The organism is Mycobacterium sp. BK086 (genome assembly GCA_004362315.1).
GTDB lineage: Bacteria > Actinomycetota > Actinomycetes > Mycobacteriales > Mycobacteriaceae > Mycobacterium.
Genome location: SNWL01000007.1, coordinates 530,574 through 552,360 on the forward strand (window position 1 = coordinate 530,574; position 21,787 = coordinate 552,360).

Genomic DNA, 21,787 nt, shown 5'->3' on the forward strand with positions numbered 1-21,787 from the left:
GGTCTGGGAGTCTTGATGGAGTTCAACGAGGATGCGCTACCGCTGACGCGAGCGCAGCTGGACATCTGGCTGGCACAGGAGACGGGTCAGCCCGGTACCGACTGGCAGATCGGCATGCTGCTGAAGGTCGAGGGCATGCTGGAACGCGACGCCTTCGAGTGGGCGCTGCAACGCGCGATGCGCGAGGCCGAACCCGTGCGGGCCGCGTTCTTCGAGGAGGACGGCCAGGTCTTCCAGCGCGTGATCGACTACCCGGAAATCGAGCTCGATTTCTACGATCTCTCCGGCTCGGACGATCCGGCCCGCGACGTGCACGAAATGGCGTTGTCGATCCAGCGCACGCCGATGCCGTTCACGGGTCCGCTCTTCAAGTACGCACTATTCGAGACCGGGCCCGCCGAATTCTATGTATTCGGCTGTTTTCACCACATCGTCATCGATGGCGCGGGAATTTGGCTGCTCGTCAATCGCGTCGCATCGCTCTACTCCGCCACCATTGCGGGCGATCTCATTCCGCCCGCATTCTTTGGTTCATTGCGCGAATTGCTGGAATGCGAATCGGAATACGAAGCGTCCAGCGACTATTCGGACGACCAGGCCTATTGGGCCGCACACCTTCCGTCCGGCAGCGGACCGGACAACCCGCTGTTGGACGACTCCGACGACGGGGGCTGGCGGTCGGCCCCGGTTCCGCTCGATCCGGCAGTGCTGCGGCGAGTCGGCGAACTGGCCCACGAATGGAACATCCCGCGCACCTCGATCGTCGCGGCGGCGAGCGCACTCCTGGTGCGCGGGCGCTGCGCCGAGGGCTCGGAGGTGGTGTTCGACTTCCCCGTCAGCAGGCGGGTCCGCCCCGAGCTGAAGACGCTGCCCGGGCAGGCGGCCGGGTTGGTGCCGCTGGTGCTACGTACCCCGGCGGAGAGCTCGGTACGCGATTTCTGCACGCACGTCGACACCCAGATCTCCGAAGCCGTGGCGCACCAACGATTCCCGGTGCACGCGCTCGAGCGCGGCACCCAGACAGCCAACCGGGTGGTCATCAACTTCTTCCCGGCCGCCTTCACCCTGGACTTCGGCGGCGCGCCTGCCGAAGCGAATATGACGAACTCCGGTCTGGGCGGCAGCACCGGTTTCACCTTCTCCGGGCTCGGTGACGACCTCTCCCTGAGCACACTGGGTGCCGGGCACCTTTTCGCGGGCAGCGACGCCGCCGAGGTGACCAGGCGTCTGCTCGATGTGTTGGCCGCGATGACCGCCGACCCCGCGCGGCCGCTGTCGTCGATCGACGTACTCGACGCCGCCGAGCGGGATCGACTGGGCGCGTGGGGCAATCGCGCGGTGCTCGCGGAGCCGATGAGCGCGGCGGTTTCGATCCCCACGCTGTTCGCCGAGCAGGCTGCGCGCGTCCCGGATGCGGTGGCGCTCAGCTACGGCGAGCGGTCGTGGACGTATCGCCGCCTCGACGAGGCGACGAACCGGCTGGCCCACCTGCTCGTGGGTCACGGCGCGGGCCCCGGCCGGCGCGTCGCGCTGCTGATGCCGCGATCGGACGAGGCGATCGTGGCGATCCTGGCGGTACTGAAGACCGGGGCGACCTACGTCGCGGTCGATCCGTCCGTGCCGGAGGCGCGGATGCAGTTCGTGCTCGACGACTCCGCACCCGTCGCCGCGATCACCACCGCCGAGCTTCGTCCTCGTCTCGACGGACGGGACCTGCTGGTCCTCGATTTCGACGATGCGGCCGTCGACGCCCAGCCGAGCACAGCATTGCCGGGGCCGGCGCCCGACGATATCGCGTACATCATTTACACCTCGGGCACCACGGGGACGCCCAAGGGCGTGGCCATTCCGCATCAGAACGTCACCCGCCTGTTGTCGGCGCTGGCCACCGATATGGAACTGGCGGAGCAGGTTTGGACGCAGTGTCATTCCCTGGCGTTCGACTACTCGGTGTGGGAGATCTGGGGACCGCTGCTCTACGGCGGCCGGTGTGTGGTGGTGCCCGACGCGGTCGTGCGCTCGGCGGAGGATTTCTACGCATTACTGGCGGCCGAACAGGTCGACGTGCTGAGCCAGACCCCGACCGCGTTCTACGCGCTGCAGAGCGTCGATGCACCCGCCGAGCAGCAGCTCGCGCTCAAAGCCGTGGTGTTCGGTGGCGAAGCCCTTGAGCCACACCGTCTTCGGACCTGGTTGCAGAGCCATCCGGGTTCGCCTCGGATGATCAACATGTACGGCATCACCGAGACGACCGTGCATGCGTCGTTCCGGGAGGTTGTCGAGTCCGACGCTGACAACGCCGTCAGCCCGATCGGGCGTCCGCTGGCCAACCTGGGATTCTTTGTTCTCGACGGCTGGTTGCAGCCGGTGCCCGCGGGTGTGGTCGGTGAACTGTACGTCGCCGGCTCGGGCCTGGCGTACGGCTACGTGGGCCGGGCCGGGTTGTCGGGAACGCGGTTTGTGGCCTGCCCGTTCGGGGCGCCCGGCGCGCGGATGTACCGCACCGGCGACCTGGTGCGCTGGAACGCCGACGGCGAGCTCGAGTACATGGGACGTGCCGACGAGCAGGTCAAGATCCGCGGCTACCGCATCGAGCTCGGCGAGATCCAGGCTGCGTTCAGCGAATTGGACGGCGTCGAGCAGGCGGTCGTGATCGCCCGCGAGGACCGCGCCGGCGACAAGCGCCTGGTGGCCTACATCACCGGGTCCGCCGACCCGGTGACCGCGCGTGCGGCCGTTGCCGATCGGCTGCCGGTCTACATGGTGCCCACCGCCGTCGTCGCGATCGACGCACTCCCGTTGACGGTCAACGGCAAGCTCGACACCAAGGCGCTGCCGGCACCGGACTATCAGGATGCCGAGTCCTATCGCGCCCCCGCCGATGCGGTCGAGGAGATCCTGGCCGGGATCTACGCTCAGGTCCTCGGGCTCGAGCGAGTCGGCGTCGACGAGTCGTTCTTCGAGCTGGGCGGCGACAGCATCCTGTCGATGCAGGTGGTCGCCCGGGCGCGGGCCGCGGGCGTATTGTGCCGTCCGCGTGACGTTTTCGTCGAGCAGACGGTGGCACGGCTGGCCCAGGTGGCCAAGGTGCTCGACGCGGACAGTGACATGGCCGCAGACGGCTCAGGTCCGGTGATCGCCACCCCGATCATTCGCTGGCTCGAGAGCCTGGAAGCCGCCGGCAGCCCGGTTGCGCACTTCAATCAGACCGTGGTGGTGCAGGCGCCGGTGGGCACCACCGAGGCCGATGTCCTGGACATGCTGCAGCTCCTGCTGGATCGGCACGCCATGCTGCGGCTGCGCGTCGATCGCGACGATGACGGCCGCTGGTCGCTGGAGGTGCCCGAGGCCGGTTCGGTGGATGCCCGATCGCGCCTGCACACCGTCGACGAACTCACCGACGACGCTGTGCTCCATGCCGGGACGCAGTTGAACCCGTCCGCCGGGGTCATGCTGAGCGCGGTGTGGGTGACCTCGACGAGGCGGTTGGTGGCGATCATCCACCACCTCGCGATCGACGGGGTTTCGTGGCGAATCCTGTTGGAGGACCTCAACTTCGCGTGGGCTCAGCATCGGGCCGGTGAGCCGGTGCTGCTGCCCGAGCCGGGGACGTCATTCGCGCGGTGGGCGTCGTTGCTCGACGAGCACGCACACCGAACCGATGTCGTGGCGGAGGCCGATGTGTGGCGGCAGATCGCCGCGACGCCGTCCGCTTTGCCTGAGGTGGATCCCTTCGCGGACACCTTGGTGACCGCGGGGAACCTCGCGGCGGTTCTCGATATCGAGACCACTCAGACTCTGCTCGGGGAGGTGCCCGCGGCGTTCCACGCCGGCGTGCACGAGATCATGCTGATCGCCTTCGCCTTGGCGGCAACGGAGTTTCTGGGCACCGGCGGGACGCCGATCGCAATCGATGTCGAGGGTCATGGGCGCGACGACGAGCTGGTGGCCGCACCGGCCGAACAGGTCGATCTGTCCCGCACGGTCGGCTGGTTCACCGCCAAATATCCGGTGGCCCTCGACGTGGGCGGACTGAGCTGGGCGCAGGTGGTGGCCGGTGACGCGAGGCTGGGCGCGGTGGTCAAGGCCGCCAAGGAGCAGCTTCGCAGCCTGCCGGAGGGGCTGAACTACGGCGCTCTGCGCTACCTGAACGCCGAGGTCGACCTGGACGGGTCCGATCCGGTGATCGGGTTCAACTATCTGGGGCGCCAGGGTGCGACGTCGGCCGAAACGTCCGGTGACACCTGGCAGATCTGCTGGGACGGTTTGGCGAACATCAGCCCGAACGTGAAGCCGGCCATCCCGCTGATGCACACCTTGGAACTCAATGCCGGCACGGTGGACACCGACGCGGGGCCGTGTCTGTCCGCGGCCTGGACGTGGGCGCCTTCGGCGCTCAACCAGGCGCAGGTCAATCGGTTGAGCCAGTTGTGGTTTGAGGCCCTGGCCGGAATCTGCGCGCATGTGCAGGGCGGCGGCGGCGGGCTGACACCGTCCGATATCGCGGCCAGCCTCACCCAGGAGCAGATCGACGAGCTTCAGCGGCAGTATGCGGATAGCTGATGTTCTGCCGCTGACTCCGCTGCAGCAGGGGTTGTTGTTTCACGCCAGCGCGGCGCTGGGTGGCGATGACGTATACGCGGTTCAGCTGTACGTGAGTTTGGCTGGTCCGCTGGATCAGGACAGACTGCGCGATGCGGTGCAAGCGGTGGTCGGCAGGCATCCCAACCTCGCGGCGCGGTTCTCACAGCAGTACGCCGAGCCGGTACAGATCCTCCTCGCTGAGCCGTCGGTGCCGTGGCAGTACCTCGAGCTCGACGGAGACGATGCCGAGGAGCGGATCGCACAGGTGTGCGCGGCCGAGCGTATCGCGGTGTGCGAGTTGGCCAATGAGCCGGCATTCCGGGCGCTGCTGATCAAAACCGGGGCCGACGAGTACCGCTTTGTGTTGACCAATCACCACATCGTGCTCGATGGTTGGTCGCTGCCGATCCTGCTGGGCGAGGTGTTCGCCACGTACTACGGGCAGCGCCTCCCGCCGGCCCCGCCGTACCGGCGGTTCGTCACCTGGCTCACGGGCCGTGATCTCGATGCCGCGCGCGCGGCGTGGGGTGAGGTGCTGGCCGGGTTCGACACTCCGACGTTGGTCGGCCCCGCGGGGCATGTCCCAGGCGGGCGCGCCGTCGCGTCGTTCCAGATGTCGTCGGACACCACCCGGGCGTTGGGTGAGTTGGCCCGGTCGTGCCACACCACGGTCAGCACCGTGCTGCAGGGCGCGTACGCGCGAGTCCTGATGTCGCTGACCGGACAACGCGATATCGCGTTCGGTACCACGGTTTCTGGGCGGCCCGACGAGGTGCTGGGCGCGGACTCGATGGTGGGGCTGCTGATCAACACCGTTGTGGTTCGGGCGAGTATCGGAGCGTCGACGACGACCGCCGATCTGCTCGACCAGCTGCAGAACGAGCATGCCCAGACACTTGACCATCAGCACTTGGCGCTCAACGAGATTCATCGTCTGACCGGACAGGACCACCTGTTCGACACGTTCTTCGTCTACGAGAACTATCCGATCGACGCCGCTACGTTGTCGGGTACCGACGGCTTGGCCGTCACGAACTTCGCCCACCATGAGTACAACCACTATCCGCTGTCGGTTCAAGCCATTCCGGGTGATGAGCTGACCTTGCGGGTCGAGTACGACACCGGCGTCTTCGATGCCGCAGGGGTCGACGCTCTGATCGGCCGGCTCAACCGGGTCGTGGCCGCCATGATCGCGGATCCGTCGTCGCCGTTGTCGTCGATGGATCTGCTCGCCGTCGACGAGCACGCCACGCTGGATCAGTGGAGCAACCGCGCTGTGCTGGCCGATTCGGCGGGGACGTCACTGTCGATACCGGCGTTGTTCGCGGCGCAGGTGGCGCGTCACCCGGAGGCGACCGCGCTGAGTTTCGACGGTTGCTCGATGACCTATCGCGAGCTGGACGAGGCCGCCAACCGGTTTGCACACCTGTTGGCGGACACAGGGATTGGTCCGGGTGAGCGGGTGGCGCTGCTGTTGCCTCGGTCGGCGGATGCGATCGTGTCGATTCTGGCTGTGCTCAAGGCCGGGGCGGCGTACGTGCCGATCGACCCGGCCGCACCGTCGGCGCGTATGCAACTGGTGTTGGCCGATGCCGCGCCCGCGGCCGCGATCACCAACCCCGAACTCGCGCCGCGGCTGGCCGGACAGAATCTGCGCATCATCGATGTGCATGACCCCGCGGTGCTCGTTCAGTCGAGCAGTCCGCTGCCCGGTCCGGCTCCCGACGACATCGCGTACTTGATCTACACCTCGGGTACCACCGGCGTCCCCAAGGGCGTCGCCATCGCCCACCGGAACGTGGCTCAGCTGGTGGCGTCACTGCATGCGACACCCCTTCCGCCGGAGCGGGTTTGGTCGCAATGCCGGTCCTACGGCTTCGATGTCTCGGTCCAGGAGATCTTCGGCGCGCTGCTGGGTGGCGGACGGTTGGTCGTGGTGCCCGAGTCGGTGGCCCGCGCCCCCGAAGATCTGCAGGCCGTGCTGGTCGCCGAACGGGTGACGGTGTTCAGCACCACCCCGTCCGAAGTCGGGATGCTGTCGCCGACAGTCCTCGAGTCGGTGGCGCTGATCATCGGCGCCGAGCCCTGCCCGACCGAGCTGATGGATCAGTGGGCGCCGGGCCGGGTCATGATCAACGCGTACGGTCCCACCGAGACGACCGTCGACGTGGCGCTGAGTGCTCCGCTGACCGCGGGATCCGGAGCGGTCCCGATCGGGCCGCCCATCGCCGGGGCGGCGTTGTTCGTACTCGACAGCTGGCTGCGTCCGGTGCCACCCGGAGTGGTCGGTGAGCTGTACGTAGCCGGCCAGGGCGTTGGCATCGGATATACGGACCGCGCCGGGTTGACCGGATCACGTTTTGTGCCATGCCCATTCGGCGGCACCGGAGCCCGCATGTACCGCACCGGTGACTTGGCGTGGTGGGGTCCGGACGGGCAGCTGCGGTACGTCGGTCGCGCGGACGAGCAGGTCAAGATCCGCGGCTACCGCATCGAACTCGGCGAAGTTCGCGCGGTGCTGGCCGGACTGGACGGAGTCGACCAGGCGGTGGTGATCGCCCGCGAGGATCGTCCCGGCGAGAAGCGCCTGGTCGGTTACGTCACGCGCCTTGCGGATGACCTCGACCCGCTCGCCTTGCGTGCGGCGATCGCGGAACGGTTGCCGGAGTACATGGTTCCCGCCGCGATCGTTGTGATCGACGCTTTGCCCTTGACGGTCAACGGCAAGCTCGACCGCCGCGCTCTGCCGGCACCCGAGTTCTCCGACGCCGGCCAGTACCGTGCCCCGGCCACCGAGGTCGAGGAGGTGCTGGCCGGCATCTACGTCAGCGTGCTGGGTGTGAAGCGCGTCGGCGTCGACGACTCGTTCTTCAATCTCGGCGGGGATTCGCTATCGGCGATGCGCCTGATCGCTGCGGTCAATACCGCTCTGAATACCCGGCTTTCGGTGCGGGCGATCTTCGAGGCGCCCACGGTCGCCCAGCTGGCAGTGTTGATCAGTGGGGACGAAGCCGTGCCCCAGCCTGCGGTCGCCCAAGCGCCGGCGCCGGTGCCCGTGGCCAAGAGCAGCTCGACGGGCTCCAGTGGGCCCATGCGCATCGCAGACGTCTTGCCGCTGACCCCGTTGCAGCAGGGGCTGCTGTTCCACGCCAGTGCGGGCTTGGGCGGCGACGATGTGTACGCGGTCCAGCTTTATGTGAGTTTGAGTGGTCCACTGGATCAGGAGAAGCTGCACGCTGCGGTGCAGGCGGTCGTTGCCCGCCACCCCAATGTGGCGGCTCGGTTCTCGCAACGGTTCGCCGAGCCGGTTCAGGTCATCCCGGCCGATCCGGCGGTGCCGTGGCAGTACTTCGAACTCGACGCCGCAGACGGCGATGTCGAGGCGCAGATCGCCCAGGTGTGTGCGGCCGAACGTATCGCGGTGTGCGAGTTGGCCAATGAGCCGGCGTTTCGGGCGACGTTGATTCGAACCGCTCCCGATCAATATCGGTTTGTCTTGACCAACCATCACATCGTGCTCGACGGGTGGTCGCTGCCGATCCTGCTGGGCGAGGTATTCGCGAGCTACTACGGGCAACGGCTGCGCCCCGCCGCACCGTATCGGCGGTTCGTCAGCTGGCTGGGCGGACGCGATCTCGATGCCGCGCGTGCCGCGTGGGGGCGGGTGCTGTCCGGATTCGAGACGCCGACTTTGGTGGGCGCGGCCGGCCGGGCGAGTCTGGGACGTCGCGATGTCGCGTCATCTCTTCTCTCCCAGCAGATGACCAGAGCCCTTGGCGAATTGGCGCGCACCAGTCACACCACGATCAGCACGGTATTGCAGGGCGCCTATGCACGGGTGTTGATGGCCATGACCGGGCAGCCGGACGTGGCCTTCGGGACGACGGTGTCGGGCCGCCCCGACGAAGTGTTGGGGTCGGACTCGATGGTCGGCCTGTTGATCAACACCGTGCCGGTGCGGGTCAGGATCACGACCACGACCACGACCACGGAACTGCTCGATCAGCTGCAGAACGACTACGCGTACACGCTCGACCATCAGCACCTGGCGCTCAGCGAAATCCATCGGATCGCGGGCCAGGACCATTTGTTCGACACGTTCTTCGTGTACGAGAACTACCCGATCGATGCCGCCAAGCTGTCGGGCGCCGACGGCTTGGCCGTCACGAACTTCGCGCACCGCGAGTACAACCACTACCCCATCGCAATGCAGGCCCTGCCGGGCGATGAGCTGACTCTGCGCGTCGAGTACGACACCGACCTGTTCGACGCAACGGACGTGCAATCACTGATCGAACGGCTCAAGCGTGTGCTGGCGGCCATGATCGCCGAACCGTCACGTCCGCTGTCCACGATTGACGTGCTGGCCGACACCGAGCTGGCCGACGTGGATCAGTGGAGTAACCGGGCGGTGTTGACCCAGCCGGCGCCCGCGTCGTTCTCGATTCCCGACTTGTTCGCGGCCCAGGTGACGCGCGCTCCCGATGCGGGCGCGCTCACCTGGGGGGAGCGCACCTGGACCTATCGTGAGCTGGACGAGGCCACGAATCGGTTCGCGCATCTGTTGGCCGGCAACGGGATCGGGCCGGGACAGCGGGTGGCGCTGCTGTTGCCGCGGTCGGCGGATGCGATCGTGTCGATTCTGGCGGTGCTCAAGACCGGGGCAGCCTACGTGCCGATCGACCCGGCCGCTCCGGCTGCCCGTATGCAGCTGGTGCTCGGCGATGCCGCGCCGGTCGCCGCGATCACCAATCCCGAATTGGCGCCGCGGCTGGTCGGTCAAGACATCCACATCATCGACCCGAACGATCCCGCGATCGCAAGCCAACCCAGTACGGCACTACGCGGGCCCGCAGTCGATGACATCGCGTACCTGATCTACACCTCGGGCACCACTGGTGTTCCCAAGGGTGTTGCGATCACCCACCAGAACGTGACCCAGTTGCTGGCCGCCATGGATGTCAACATCGATATGGCGGAACAAGTCTGGTCGCTGTGGCATTCGTTGGCCTTCGACGTCTCGGTCTGCGAGATGTGGGGCGCACTGCTCTATGGCGGGCGGTTGGTGGTGGTCCCCGAGTCCGTGGCTCGCGCACCGGAGGAGTTCCACGCGCTGCTTGCCGCTGAACAGGTCACCATCCTGTCCCAGACGCCGTCGGCGTTCTATGCGCTGCAGACCGCCGACGCGATGCAGCCCGACCTCGCGCGCCAGCTGAAGCTGCATGCGGTGATCTTCGCCGGTGAAGCTCTTGAGCCACAACGTCTTCGGACGTGGCTGGACCGCCACCCCGGGACGCCACGCCTGCTCAACCTGTACGGCACCACCGAGACCACCGTGCACGCGTCGTTCCGGGAGATCGTCAACGGCGACACCGATTCCGATGTCAGTCCTGTCGGTGGCCCGCTGGCGGACCTGGCGTTCTTCGTGCTCGACCAGTGGTTGCGCCCGGTGCCGGCCGGTGTGATCGGTGACCTGTATGTGGCTGGGCCGCAGGCTGGTCTGGGCTATTGGCGGCGACCGGGGTTGTCGTCGTCGCGCTTTGTCGCCTGTCCGTTCGGCGCGCCAGGAGACCGGATGTATCGCACCGGGGATCTGGTCTGGTGGGGCAGCGACGGTGAGCTGCGCTATGTGGGCCGCGCTGACGAGCAGGTCAAGATTCGCGGCTATCGCATCGAACTCGGCGAGGTTCGTGCTGTGCTCGCCGAGGTGGACGGAGTGCAGCAGGCGGTCGTGATCGCGCGCGAGGATCGCCCCGGCGACAAGCGTCTGGTCGGCTACGTCACCGGCTCGGTCGATTCGGTTGGCGCGCGAGCCGCAGTGGCCGAACGTCTGCCGGACTACATGGTTCCCGCGGCGATCATGGTGATCGACGCCTTGCCGTTGACGGTCAACGGCAAGCTGGACCGCCGGGCCCTGCCCGCTCCGGAATTCGCGGGCACCGACTCCTACCGCCCGCCGGCCACCGCGGTCGAGGAAATCCTGGTCGGCATCTATGCGAGGATCCTCGGTCTGAGCCGGGTCGGGGTGGACGACTCGTTCTTCGACCTCGGTGGAGATTCGCTGTCGGCGATGCGCTTGATCGCGGCGGTCAATACCGGTCTGAACACCCACCTTTCGGTACGGACACTGTTCGAAGCACCATCGGTGGCTCAGCTGGCTCCACGCATCGGCGGTGATGACGATCGGCTCAAGCCGTTGGGCCCGATGGAGCGTCCGGCGGTGATTCCGCTGTCGTTCTCGCAGAACCGGTTGTGGTTCCTCGACCAATTGCAGGGACCGTCGCCGACCTACAACATGGCGGTGGGCCTGCGACTGGTCGGACCGCTCAATGCCGAGGCGCTGGGCGCGGCGCTGGCCGATGTGGTGGGTCGCCACGAAAGCCTGCGCACCATGTTCGCCGCACCCGACGGGATTCCGCAGCAGCTGGTGGTACCCGCCGAGCGTGCCGACTTCGGCTGGGATGTCATCAATGCGGCCGGCTGGTCGCAAGCCCAATTGGACGAAGCCGTCAGTGCGGTGGCGTTGCACTCGTTCGATCTGGCCGCGGAGATTCCCATGCAGGCGCGGCTATTTCGCGTCAGCGACGCCGAGCACGTGGTGGTGGCGGTCGCCCATCACATCGCCGCGGACGGACTCTCGATGGCTCCGCTGGTGAATGACCTGGGCGTCGCCTACGTCTGCCGATCCTTGGGGATGGAGCCCGCATGGGCTGAATTGCCGGTCCAATACGTCGATTACACACTCTGGCAGCGTGCGCAGTTCGGCGACCTGGACGATGGCAACAGCCTGATCGCCGCACAACTGGACTACTGGCAGGACGCGTTGGCAGGCATGCCGGAGCGACTGCAATTGCCCTCCGACCGGCCGTACCCGCCGGTGGCCGACCAGCGCGGCGCCACGATCGGCTGGGAGTGGCCGATCGAGCTGCAGCAGCGGATCGCCGCGGTGGCCCGCGAGCACAACGCGACGAGCTTCATGCTGGTTCAGGCGGCACTGTCGCTGCTGCTGAGCAAACTGAGCTCGAGTTCCGATGTGGCGGTGGGATTCCCGATCGGCGGGCGCACCGACCCGGCCCTTGATGCGCTGGTGGGATTCTTCGTCAACACCCTGGTGTTGCGTGTCGATGTCGGCGGTGACCCCACCGTCGCCGACCTCCTGGCCCAGGTGCGCAAGCGTAGCCTGGCTGCCTACGAACACCAGGACGTGCCCTTCGAGGTCGTCGTCGAGCGGATCAACCCGACTCGATCGCTCAACCACCACCCGCTGGTCCAGGTGATGTTGGCCTGGCAGAACCTGCCGGGGGAGACCAGCGAAGACATTGCGCTGGCATTGGGCGACCTGCAGGTCAGCCAACTTCAGCTCGACACCCACACCGCGCGGGTGGATCTCGCGTTTTCACTGACCGAACGCTGGACCCATTCCGGCGAGCCCACCGGCCTGTACGGCATGGCCGAGTTCCGCACCGACGTCTTCGATCCCGCGACCATCGAAACGCTGGTCGGGCGCCTGGAACGGGTGTTGGCCGCGATGATCGCCGACCCGTCTGCGCGGGTGTCATCGATCGATGTGCTCGATTCCGCCGAGCACGCGCGCCTCGATGTGATGGGCAACCGTGCGGTCCTGACGGCGGCCGCACCCGATGCTGTCTCGGTTCCGGAGTTGTTCGCCGCGCAGGTCAGTCGCGCCCCGCAGGCGATTGCGCTGACGTCCGCCGATGTGTCGATGACCTACTCTGAACTCGAGGATTCGGCGAACCGCTACGCGCACTTGCTTTCTGACCGCGGTGTCAAGGCCGGCGACTGCGTGGCGCTGCTGCTGGACCGCTCGGCAGGCGCTGTCGTGGTCATGCTCGCCGCGCTCAAAGTCGGCGCCGCGTACCTGGCGATCGATCCCGCGCTTCCGGAGGCGCGGATCGAGTTCATGCTCGCCGATGCCACACCCGTCGCCGTGGTCACCACGGCCACGCTGCGCTCGCGGCTGCACGGTCATGATGTGACGGTCATCGATATCGATGATCCCGTCGCGGATCGCCAACCCAGCACCGCGCTGCCCGTGCCATCTCCCGACAACATCGCCTACCTGATCTACACGTCGGGGACGACAGGTACCCCCAAAGGTGTTGCGCTGTCTCATCGCAACCTGGCACACCTGGCCGCCTCAGCGCATCCCGATCTGCCTGCCGACCAGGTGTGGACCCAATGCCACTCCTATGCCTTCGATTTCTCGGTGTGGGAGATCTGGGCGGCGCTGCTCGGCGGCGGCCGGCTGTTGGTGGTGCCGGACCCGGTGGTCCGCTCGCCGGAGGATTTCCACGCGCTGCTGGTCAGCGAGCACGTCAACGTACTCACCCAAACCCCTTCGGCGGTAGCGGCTTTGCGCCCAGAGGGGCTGGAGTCGGTGGCGCTGCTGCTCGGCGGCGAGGCCTGCCCGCCCGAAGTGGTCGAGCAGTGGGCACCGGGCCGGGTCGTCATCAACGCTTACGGCCCCACCGAGGTGACCGTGTACGCGACGATGAGTGCGCCCCTGGCGGTCGGGGCTGAGGTACCGATCGGTGCTCCGCCCCCGACCGTCGCGCTGTTCGTCCTCGACGAACGGCTGTGCCCGGTGCCGGAGGGCGTCGTCGGCGAGCTGTACGTGGCCGGCCGTGGCGTCGGCGTCGGGTACATCGGCCGGACCGGATTGACCGCATCCCGTTTCGTGCCATGCCCGTTCGGCGAGCCCGGCTCGCGGATGTACCGCACCGGCGACCTGGTCCGGTGGCGTGCCGACGGGCAGCTGCAATACCTCGGGCGCGCCGACGAGCAGGTCAAGATCCGCGGATACCGCATCGAGCCCGGCGAGATCCAGGCCGTACTGGCCGGCCTCGACGGGGTCGACCAGGCGGTGGTGATCGCCCGCGAGGATCGCCCCGGCGACCCGCGCCTGGTGGGCTACTTCACCGGCACGGCCGATCCGGTCAAGATCCGGGTAGCGCTCGCCGAAAAGCTGCCCGCCTACATGGTTCCGGCGGCCGTGCTGGAACTGTCGGCGCTGCCGCTGACAGTCAGCGGCAAGCTGGACCGGCGGGCGCTACCGGCCCCCGACTACCAGGACACGGAAAACTACCGCGCCCCAAGCACTCCCACCGAGGAGATTCTGGCCGGCATCTTCGCTCAGGTGCTGGGCACCGACCGGGTGGGTGTGGACGACTCGTTCTTCGACCTCGGTGGGGATTCGTTGTCGGCAATGCGCCTGGTCGCGGCCGTCAACAACAGCATGGGCTCCGGCCTCGCGGTCCGCGTGCTGTTCGAGACACCCACCGTCGCGCAACTGGCGCTGCGGGTTTCCGGCGACGACACCCGTACCGAGCCGTTGGTGGCCGGCCCGCGGCCAGACGTCGTACCGCTGTCCTTCGCTCAGAACCGGCTGTGGATCGTCGATCAGCTCCAGGGGCCGTCACCGATCTACAACCTGCCGGTGTCGTTGCGGCTGCGAGGCCAGCTCGACACCGACGCTCTGGGTGCGGCGCTGGCCGATGTGGTGGACCACCAGGAAAGCCTCCGTACCCGGTTCCCGGCGATCGAAGGTGTGCCACAGCAGCTCGTCGTGCCCACCGATGTCGCGGACTTCGGCTGGGCGGTGATCGATGCCACCAACTGGTCGGACGCCGAGTTGGCCGACGCGATCGACGCGGCAACTCGGTATACGTTTGATCTTGCCACCGAAATCCCGATGCAGGCAAAGCTTTTCCGCATCGCAGGCGATGAGCACGTACTGGTGGCGGTTGTGCATCACATCGCCGCCGACGGCTGGTCCATCGCACCGCTGGTACGTGACCTCGGCGTCGCGTACGCCAGCCGCGCGGCCGGTGAGGCTCCCGGGTGGGCCGGTCTGGCCGTGCAATACGTCGACTACACACTCTGGCAGCGATCTCGACTCGGCGACCTGGCCGACGCCGACAGCCGTATCTCCGCGGAACTGGCCTACTGGGAAGACGCGCTGGCCGGGATGCCCGAACAGCTGCAACTGCCCACCGATCGGCCCTACCCGTTGGCCGCCGACTACCGCGGCGAGCGCCTGGATATCGAATGGCCCGTCGAGCTGCAGCAGCAGGTCGCCAAGGTGGCACGCGAGCACAACGCAACCCCCTTCATGGTGATGCAGACCGCGCTGGCGGTGCTGCTGTCGAACCTGTCCGCGAACAATGATGTGGCGGTTGGTTTCCCGATCGCAGGGCGTGGTGATACCGCGCTCGACGAGTTGGTGGGGTTCTTCGTCAACACGTTGGTGCTGCGCGTCGACCTGTCCGGGAATCCCACCTTCGCTGACCTGCTCGCCCAGGTGCGCAGGCGCAGCCTGTCTGCCTACGAGCATCAAGACGTGCCGTTCGAGGTGCTGGTGGAGCGGCTCAAGCCGACCCGGAGCATGGCTCATCATCCGCTGGTGCAGGTGGTACTGGCCTGGCAGAACTTCGGCTGGCAGGCGGGCGACGCCGCCGGATTGTCGCTGGGGGATTTGCAGGTCGAACCGATGGCGGTGGATACCAAGACCGCCCGGATGGATCTCACCTTCAACCTGGCCGAACGGTGGAATGAAGCGGGCGAACCCGCAGGGATCGGTGGCGGTGTCGAATTCCGCACTGACGTCTTCGATTCCGCCAGCATCGGCACGCTCGTCGACCGGCTGCAGCGGGTGCTGACGGTGATGACCGCCGACCCGGCTGCGCCGATGTCGGCGTTCGATGTCCTCGATGTGGCCGAGCACGCCCGCCTGGACCAGATCGGCAACCGCGCGGTACTGGCCGAGCCGGTGCGCACCCCGGACACGATTGCCTCGATGTTCGCCCGGCAGGCAGCGCTCACCCCCGACGCCATGGCGGTCACCTTCGAGGGCGTGTCGATGACGTATCGGGAGCTCGACGAGGCGACGGACCGGGCGGCGCACGTATTGACCAGTCGCGGTGCGGGACCGGGCCAACGGGTGGCGCTGCTGCTGCCGCGGTCGGCCGAGGCGATCGTGGCCATGGTGGCGGTGGTGAAGACCGGCGCCACCTATGTGCCGATCGATCCGTCGGTGCCCGAACAGCGCCGGCAGTTCGTCCTCGGCGACGCGAAGCCCGTCGCCGCGGTCACCACCGCCGCATTGACCGAATTGCTTGATGGACATGCTCTTTCGGTCATCGATGCCGACGACCTGGTCGACGTCGCCGTCGATACCGGTGCAGTGCTGCCCGGGCCGCAGGCCGATGACGTCGCCTACATCATCTACACGTCCGGCACCACGGGAACACCCAAGGGTGTTGCGATTCCGCACCGCAATGTGATTCGCCTGCTGGAGACCCTGGACGCCGATATGGACATGGCCGGCCTCGCCTGGTCGCAATGCCACTCACTGGCATTCGACTTCTCGGTGTGGGAGATCTGGGGTGCGCTGCTCTACGGCGGCCGCGTGGTCGTGGTCCCCGATGCGGTGGTGCGCTCGCCGGAGGATCTGCACGCCTTGCTGGTGACCGAGCAGGTCGGTGTCCTGAGCCAGACCCCGTCGGCGTTCTATGCCTTGCAGACCGCCGATGCGGCGAATCCCGAACTGGGCTCACAGCTGAAGCTCGAGGCCGTCGTGTTCGGCGGGGAAGCCCTTGAGCCACAGAAGATGCGGGCGTGGCTGGCGAATCATCCTCCCGGCACGCCGCGCCTGCTCAACATGTACGGCATCACGGAGACGACGGTGCACGCCTCGTTCCGGGAGATCGTCGCCGCGGATGCGGACAGCGCCGTCAGCCCCATCGGGGTGCCCTTGGGTCACCTCGGCTTCTTCGTCCTCGACACCCTGTTGCGGCCGGTTCCGACCGGTGTCGTCGGGGAGCTGTACGTGGCCGGTGCGGGCGTGGCCGACGGTTACATCGGCCGGTCCGGGTTGTCTTCCATCCGGTTCGTGGCGTGCCCCTTCGGCGAGCCGGGGGCCCGGATGTATCGCACCGGCGATCTGATGGCGTGGGGCGCCGACGGCGAGCTGCGCTATATGGGTCGCTCCGACGAGCAGGTCAAGATCCGCGGGTACCGGATCGAACTCGGCGAAATCCAGGCCGCACTCAGCGATGTGGACGGTGTCGACCAGGCGGTGGTGATCGCCCGCGAAGACCGTCCCGGCGACAAGCGTCTCGTCGGGTACGTCACCGGCGATGTGGATCCGGTCGCCGCACGCGCCGTACTGGCTGACCGGCTGCCGTCGTACATGGTCCCCACCGCGGTGGTGGCGATGGATGCGCTACCCCTGACGGTCAACGGCAAGTTGGACACGAAAGCCCTTCCGGCACCGGACTATCAAGACGTCGACTCCTACCGCGCCCCCTCGGACGCGGTGGAGGAGATCCTCGCGGGCATCTACGCTCAGGTTCTCGGGCTGGAGCGGGTTGGCGTCGACGAATCGTTCTTCGAACTCGGCGGCGACAGCATCCTGTCGATGCAGGTGGTCGCGCGGGCGCGGGCGGCCGGACTGATCTGCCGGCCGCGCGACATCTTCGTCGAACAGACGGTTGCCGGACTCGCCAGAGTTGCCACCCTCACCGACGGCGACGACGATGTGGTCGACGAGGGCATCGGCGAGCTGCAGGCGACCCCGATCATCCAGTGGCTCAACGACGTTGACGGGCCGGTCGATCAGTTCAACCAGACCGTCTTGATCCAGGCTCCGGTCGGGGTCACCGAGGACGACGTGCTGGTTGTCCTCCAGGCCGTGCTGGACCGGCATGCGATGTTGCGGATGCACGTCGAGGACGACGGTGCGGGTGGCTGGTCGCTGACCGTACCCGAGGCCGGATCCGTGGACGCGCGCATGTGCCTGCACACCGTGGACGTGTTGTCGGACGAGACGGTCGCCAAGGCCCGCTCCAGGCTGAACCCTGCGACCGGCGCGATGGTGAGTGCGCTGTGGGCGGTCCCCACCGGGCAGCTGCTGATGATCGTGCACCACCTGTCCGTCGACGGCGTTTCGTGGCGAATTCTGTTGGAGGACTTCAACCTCGCGTGGGCCCAGCTGCATGGTGGGCAGCCGGTGGAATTGCCCGCTGCGCGGACGTCGTTCGCCCGATGGGCGTCGATCCTGGCCGACCACGCGTATGACGCGGACGTGGTGAGCACCGCTGCGCGCTGGCGGGAGATCGCGGCGATTCCCGCACCGCTGCCCGCGGTCCAGCCCGTCGTGGATACCTACGCCAACGCAGGCAGCCTGTCGGTGGAGCTGGACCCCGAAGCCACGAGGATGCTGCTCGGCGAGGTGCCCGCGGCATTCCATGCCGGTATCAACGACATCCTGTTGATCGCGTTCGGACTGGCGTTGACCGAATTCCTCGGCACCGCAGGCGCACCCGTGGTGATCGATGCGGAGGGACACGGCCGTCAGGAGGAAGTCGCGGACGTCGACCTGTCGCGGACCGTCGGATGGTTCACCACCAAGTACCCGATATCGCTCGCCGTCGGCGGCTTGGACTGGGGGCAGGTGCTGGCCGGCGACGCCGACCTCGGGCCGGTCATCAAGGACGCCAAGGAACAACTGCGCGCGCTGCCGGACGGTCTGACATACGGTCTGTTGCGCTACCTCAATGCCGACGTCGACCTGGCCGGTGCCGACCCGACGATCGGGTTCAATTATCTGGGCCGGATGAGTGGTGCCGGCGGCCAGACATCCGGCGACTTCTGGGAGATCCGGGAGGACGGCTGGAAGGTGACCGGTGCCGCCGCGGCCGTTCCGATGCCGCTGATGCACACCGTCGAGCTCAACGCCGGCACCGTGGAAACGCTTGACGGACCGCGGCTTCGAGCCGGCTGGACCTGGGCGCTGTCTGCTCTGGATCACGCGCAGGTGGCTCGCCTGTCGGAGCTGTGGTTCGACGCTCTCGCCGGCATCTGCGCGCACGTGCACGGCGGCGGTGGCGGATTGACGCCATCGGACATCGCGCCCGCTCGGCTGACCCAGGAACAGATCGATGAGCTGTGCCGCGAACACGAGGTGGCCGACGTCCTCCCGTTGACTCCGCTGCAGCGGGGATTGCTGTTCCACGCCAACGTTTCTCACGCGTCCGGCGACGACGTATACGCCGTGCAGATGAGCGTCACGCTGCACGGGCGGCTCGACCGGTACCGGCTGCAGGAGGCGGTACAGGCGGCGGTGCAGCGCCATCCGAATCTGCTGGCGTGCTTCAGCGCGCAGTTCGACGAGCCGATCCAGGTGATCCCCGCCGATCCGGTGGTGCCCTGGCAGTACGTCGATCTCAGCCGGGATGCGACCGGTCGCGACGAGCAGATCGACGGGTTGTGCGCCGCTGAACGCGTCGCGGTCTGCGATCTGGCCGGGCAGACAGCATTCCGGGCCGCCCTGATCCGCATGGCACCGGACGAGCACCGGCTGGTGCTGACCAACCACCACATCCTGCTCGACGGCTGGTCGACGACGGTGCTTCTGCAGGAAGTGTTCGCCGGCTACTACGGACAGCGGCTGCCTGCACCCGTGCCGTATCGCAGGTTCGTCAGCTGGCTGGCCGACCGGGACGTGCCCGCGGCTCGCTCCGTCTGGGCGGAGGCGTTGGCCGGCTTCAGCACACCGACCCTGGTTGGCCCGCCGAACGTGGGGGCCGGACCGCGAAACGTTACCTCGCTTCGGGTTTCAGAAGAGACCACGCAGGCGCTGAACGAGCTCGCCCGGACTCACCAGACCACGGTCAGCACCGTCCTGCAGGCGGCCTGGACGCAGCTCCTGATGTCGATGACCGGTCAGCGCGACATCGCCTTCGGCGTCGTGGTAGCCGGCCGGCCCGATGAAGTCGCGGGCGCGGATTCGATGGTGGGCCTGCTGATCAACACGGTGCCGATGCGGGTCACCGTCGCGCCCGGCGGCACCGTCACCGACCTGCTCGGACAATTGCGGGACAGCCGGAGCCGCACATTCGAGTACGAGTACCTGGGGCTCAACGATATTCACCATGTCGCAGGTCAGGCGAAGCTCTTCGACACCGTATTCGTGTTCGAGAACTACCCGACCGACACCTCACTGCTGACGGGAGCCGACGGGCTGTCGGTAACCGACGTCGCCAGCCGCGACTACTACCACTATCCGCTCACGGTCCAAGCGGTACCGGGCGCTGAGCTGGACCTGCGGATCCAATACCGCACCGATGTGTTCGACGAAGACAGCATTCAGCGGATCGTTGCCGATCTCGATCGGGCACTCGTCGACATGGTTGCCGACCCGGGACGCCCGCTCGCGACGGGGGACAGCCAGCCGCTTCGGGCTACCGCACCGTCGGGCGGGAGTGCCTACAGCGCGCCCGACGGCGACACCGAACACACGCTGTGTGGCATCTACTCCCAGATCCTGGGGGTTGATCGCGTCGGGGTCGACGACTCGTTCTTCGATCTGGGCGGAGATTCACTGTCGGCGATGCGTGCCGTCGCGGCGATCAACGCGGCCGTTGGTGCGGCGGTGACGCTGCCTGACTTCCTCGCGGCGCCCACAGTGCGGGACATGAGCAGAGCCGCAGCGCACTAGCCTTGTGAGGCTTGGTTTCCCGCGGTGTACCAGCGGGTGACGTCGTAGCCTGCCTCATAGCGGGCAAGCCATTCAGTGGCCAGGCGGGGGAGTTTCTGCTTGGCGGGATTGTGACCGGGAAGCTGGCTGCGCATCACCCCGAACGCCGCGACCGCCTGCTCGCGCAGCGGGATGTGCGGATAGAACTTCTGGATCGGCCCGTAGTTGGGGATATCGAATTGCCGATACTTCTGAAGCAACGGAAATCTATTGGACAGAGTCGCCTTCAAGCCCGGACTGCCGAACATCGAAGTGGCGTCGACCTTGCGCTCTTCGAGTGGAATGTGCTTGTTGAAGCTTCTGGTGGCCTTGACCATCACCTCTCCGCCGTGCTGGAACACCGACGGAGCTATCCGCATCCGATACCACGGATCGCCGACGACGGCGTTGTAGATGATCAGCGCCGAACTGCGATGTTCCATTTCTTCGACGAAATGCCAGAGGAACAACGAGGCCACCCGGTCGTCGCCGGGCGCGAACAAGGTGTCCGCGTTGTTGAGCATCATCGTGAACGTCGGTGTGAACGTCGCCTCCAGATCGGCGATGTAGGCCAATCGGTAGTTCACCGACGTGTTCGCGGTCATCTCGTCATAGGCGGCCATGATCTCGTCAAGGGTCTCTTCCAGCGCCGGATAGCCCTTGATCAGACCCTTGGCATGCTGGCGGTGCGCCATGCTGTGCTGGCCCTCTTGACGGACGAATGCCAAAGCCTCCTCGGCGATTTCCTGGTCGGTGATCGTGGGGAGTACCTCGTGGACCGTCGCGCTGATCATCTTCTCCACCGCGAGAAACAGGAACGACAGCAAGTTGGCCGCGCAGGAGAAGGCGGGATCGGACGGATTCCAGTTGAACGGAACGGGATAGTCGGCGAAGCCGAATCGCAACTTCCGCACGTGTAGATCAGTCACCTGAGGCCGCCCGTCACCACATGTAGGGAATCAGGCGTGAGCGGACCTTCTGGGTGTATTCGCGGTATCCGTCCAACTCGTCGCCGAGCAGCCTCTCCTCGTCATGGATGCGCGCGGCGAGGACGGCCACGCCAGGCATGACGAATGCGAGTGCCCAGAAGGAGCCCAGCGCGAGGGGCAGACCGACCAGGATCAGCACGTTGCCGGTGTACATGGGGTGCCGCACCAGGCCGTAGAGGCCGGTACTGACGACCGTCTGGCCCGTCTCGACCTGAACGGTGGTGGAGGCAAAGGTGTTTTGGACGGCCACCAGCACCGTCACGATCAAGCCGCCGCCGGCCAAGACGTTGCCGAGCACGCAGAGTGCTGCCGGTACCGATGACCAGCCGAAGCGGTGGTCGAGTGCACTGACCACACAGATCGCCACCAGAGATCCGTAGAGGCCGAGCATGACGATCTTCTGCACCGCCCGGCCTTCGGCGATCGGCCCGCTGCGCATCCGACGCTCCAGGACAACGGGATTCGTAATCTGTAGGTAGATGCTCGGGAACCACGCCGTCAGCGCGAACACCGCCAAGAAGGTCCACGCCTGCCAGTAGTTCACGGTGCCGGCCGGCAGGAACACCAGCAGGCCGATCGCGACGAGCTGGCTGAAGCCCAAGGCGGCCACTCTGAGAACGGCGTTCACGATCCTCCCAAGATCTCTGTCCAGTTGCGCATGCCTGTGCCGATGTCG

General features: G+C 66.9%; 4 protein-coding genes. 2 read left to right on the top strand and 2 right to left on the bottom strand.

All coding sequences use genetic code 11. The annotated features are described in order from the left end of the window. Positions 1-15: 15 nt before the first annotated feature. Complete coding sequence (locus EV580_RS26190) at positions 16-4,563, top strand: non-ribosomal peptide synthetase (protein WP_133694921.1); 4,548 nt, start codon at positions 16-18, stop codon at positions 4,561-4,563. After that, positions 4,550-20,104 (top strand): non-ribosomal peptide synthetase, encoded by a 15,555-nt coding sequence (locus EV580_RS26195; protein WP_166654892.1) that lies wholly within the window; start codon positions 4,550-4,552, stop codon positions 20,102-20,104. Before EV580_RS26190 ends, EV580_RS26195 begins: the two co-directional genes overlap by 14 nt. Here the strand turns inward: EV580_RS26195 and EV580_RS26200 are convergent. After that, positions 20,101-21,051, bottom strand: a complete 951-nt coding sequence (locus tag EV580_RS26200) for a metal-dependent hydrolase (RefSeq protein ID WP_133694922.1) — start codon at positions 21,049-21,051, stop codon at positions 20,101-20,103. The genes EV580_RS26195 and EV580_RS26200 overlap by 4 nt on opposite strands. Before the next feature lie 13 nt (positions 21,052-21,064). Next, positions 21,065-21,739: a methyltransferase family protein gene (locus EV580_RS26205; protein ID WP_133694924.1), complete on the bottom strand. Its 675-nt coding sequence runs from the start codon at positions 21,737-21,739 to the stop codon at positions 21,065-21,067. Between the last annotated feature and the right edge of the window lie 48 nt (positions 21,740-21,787).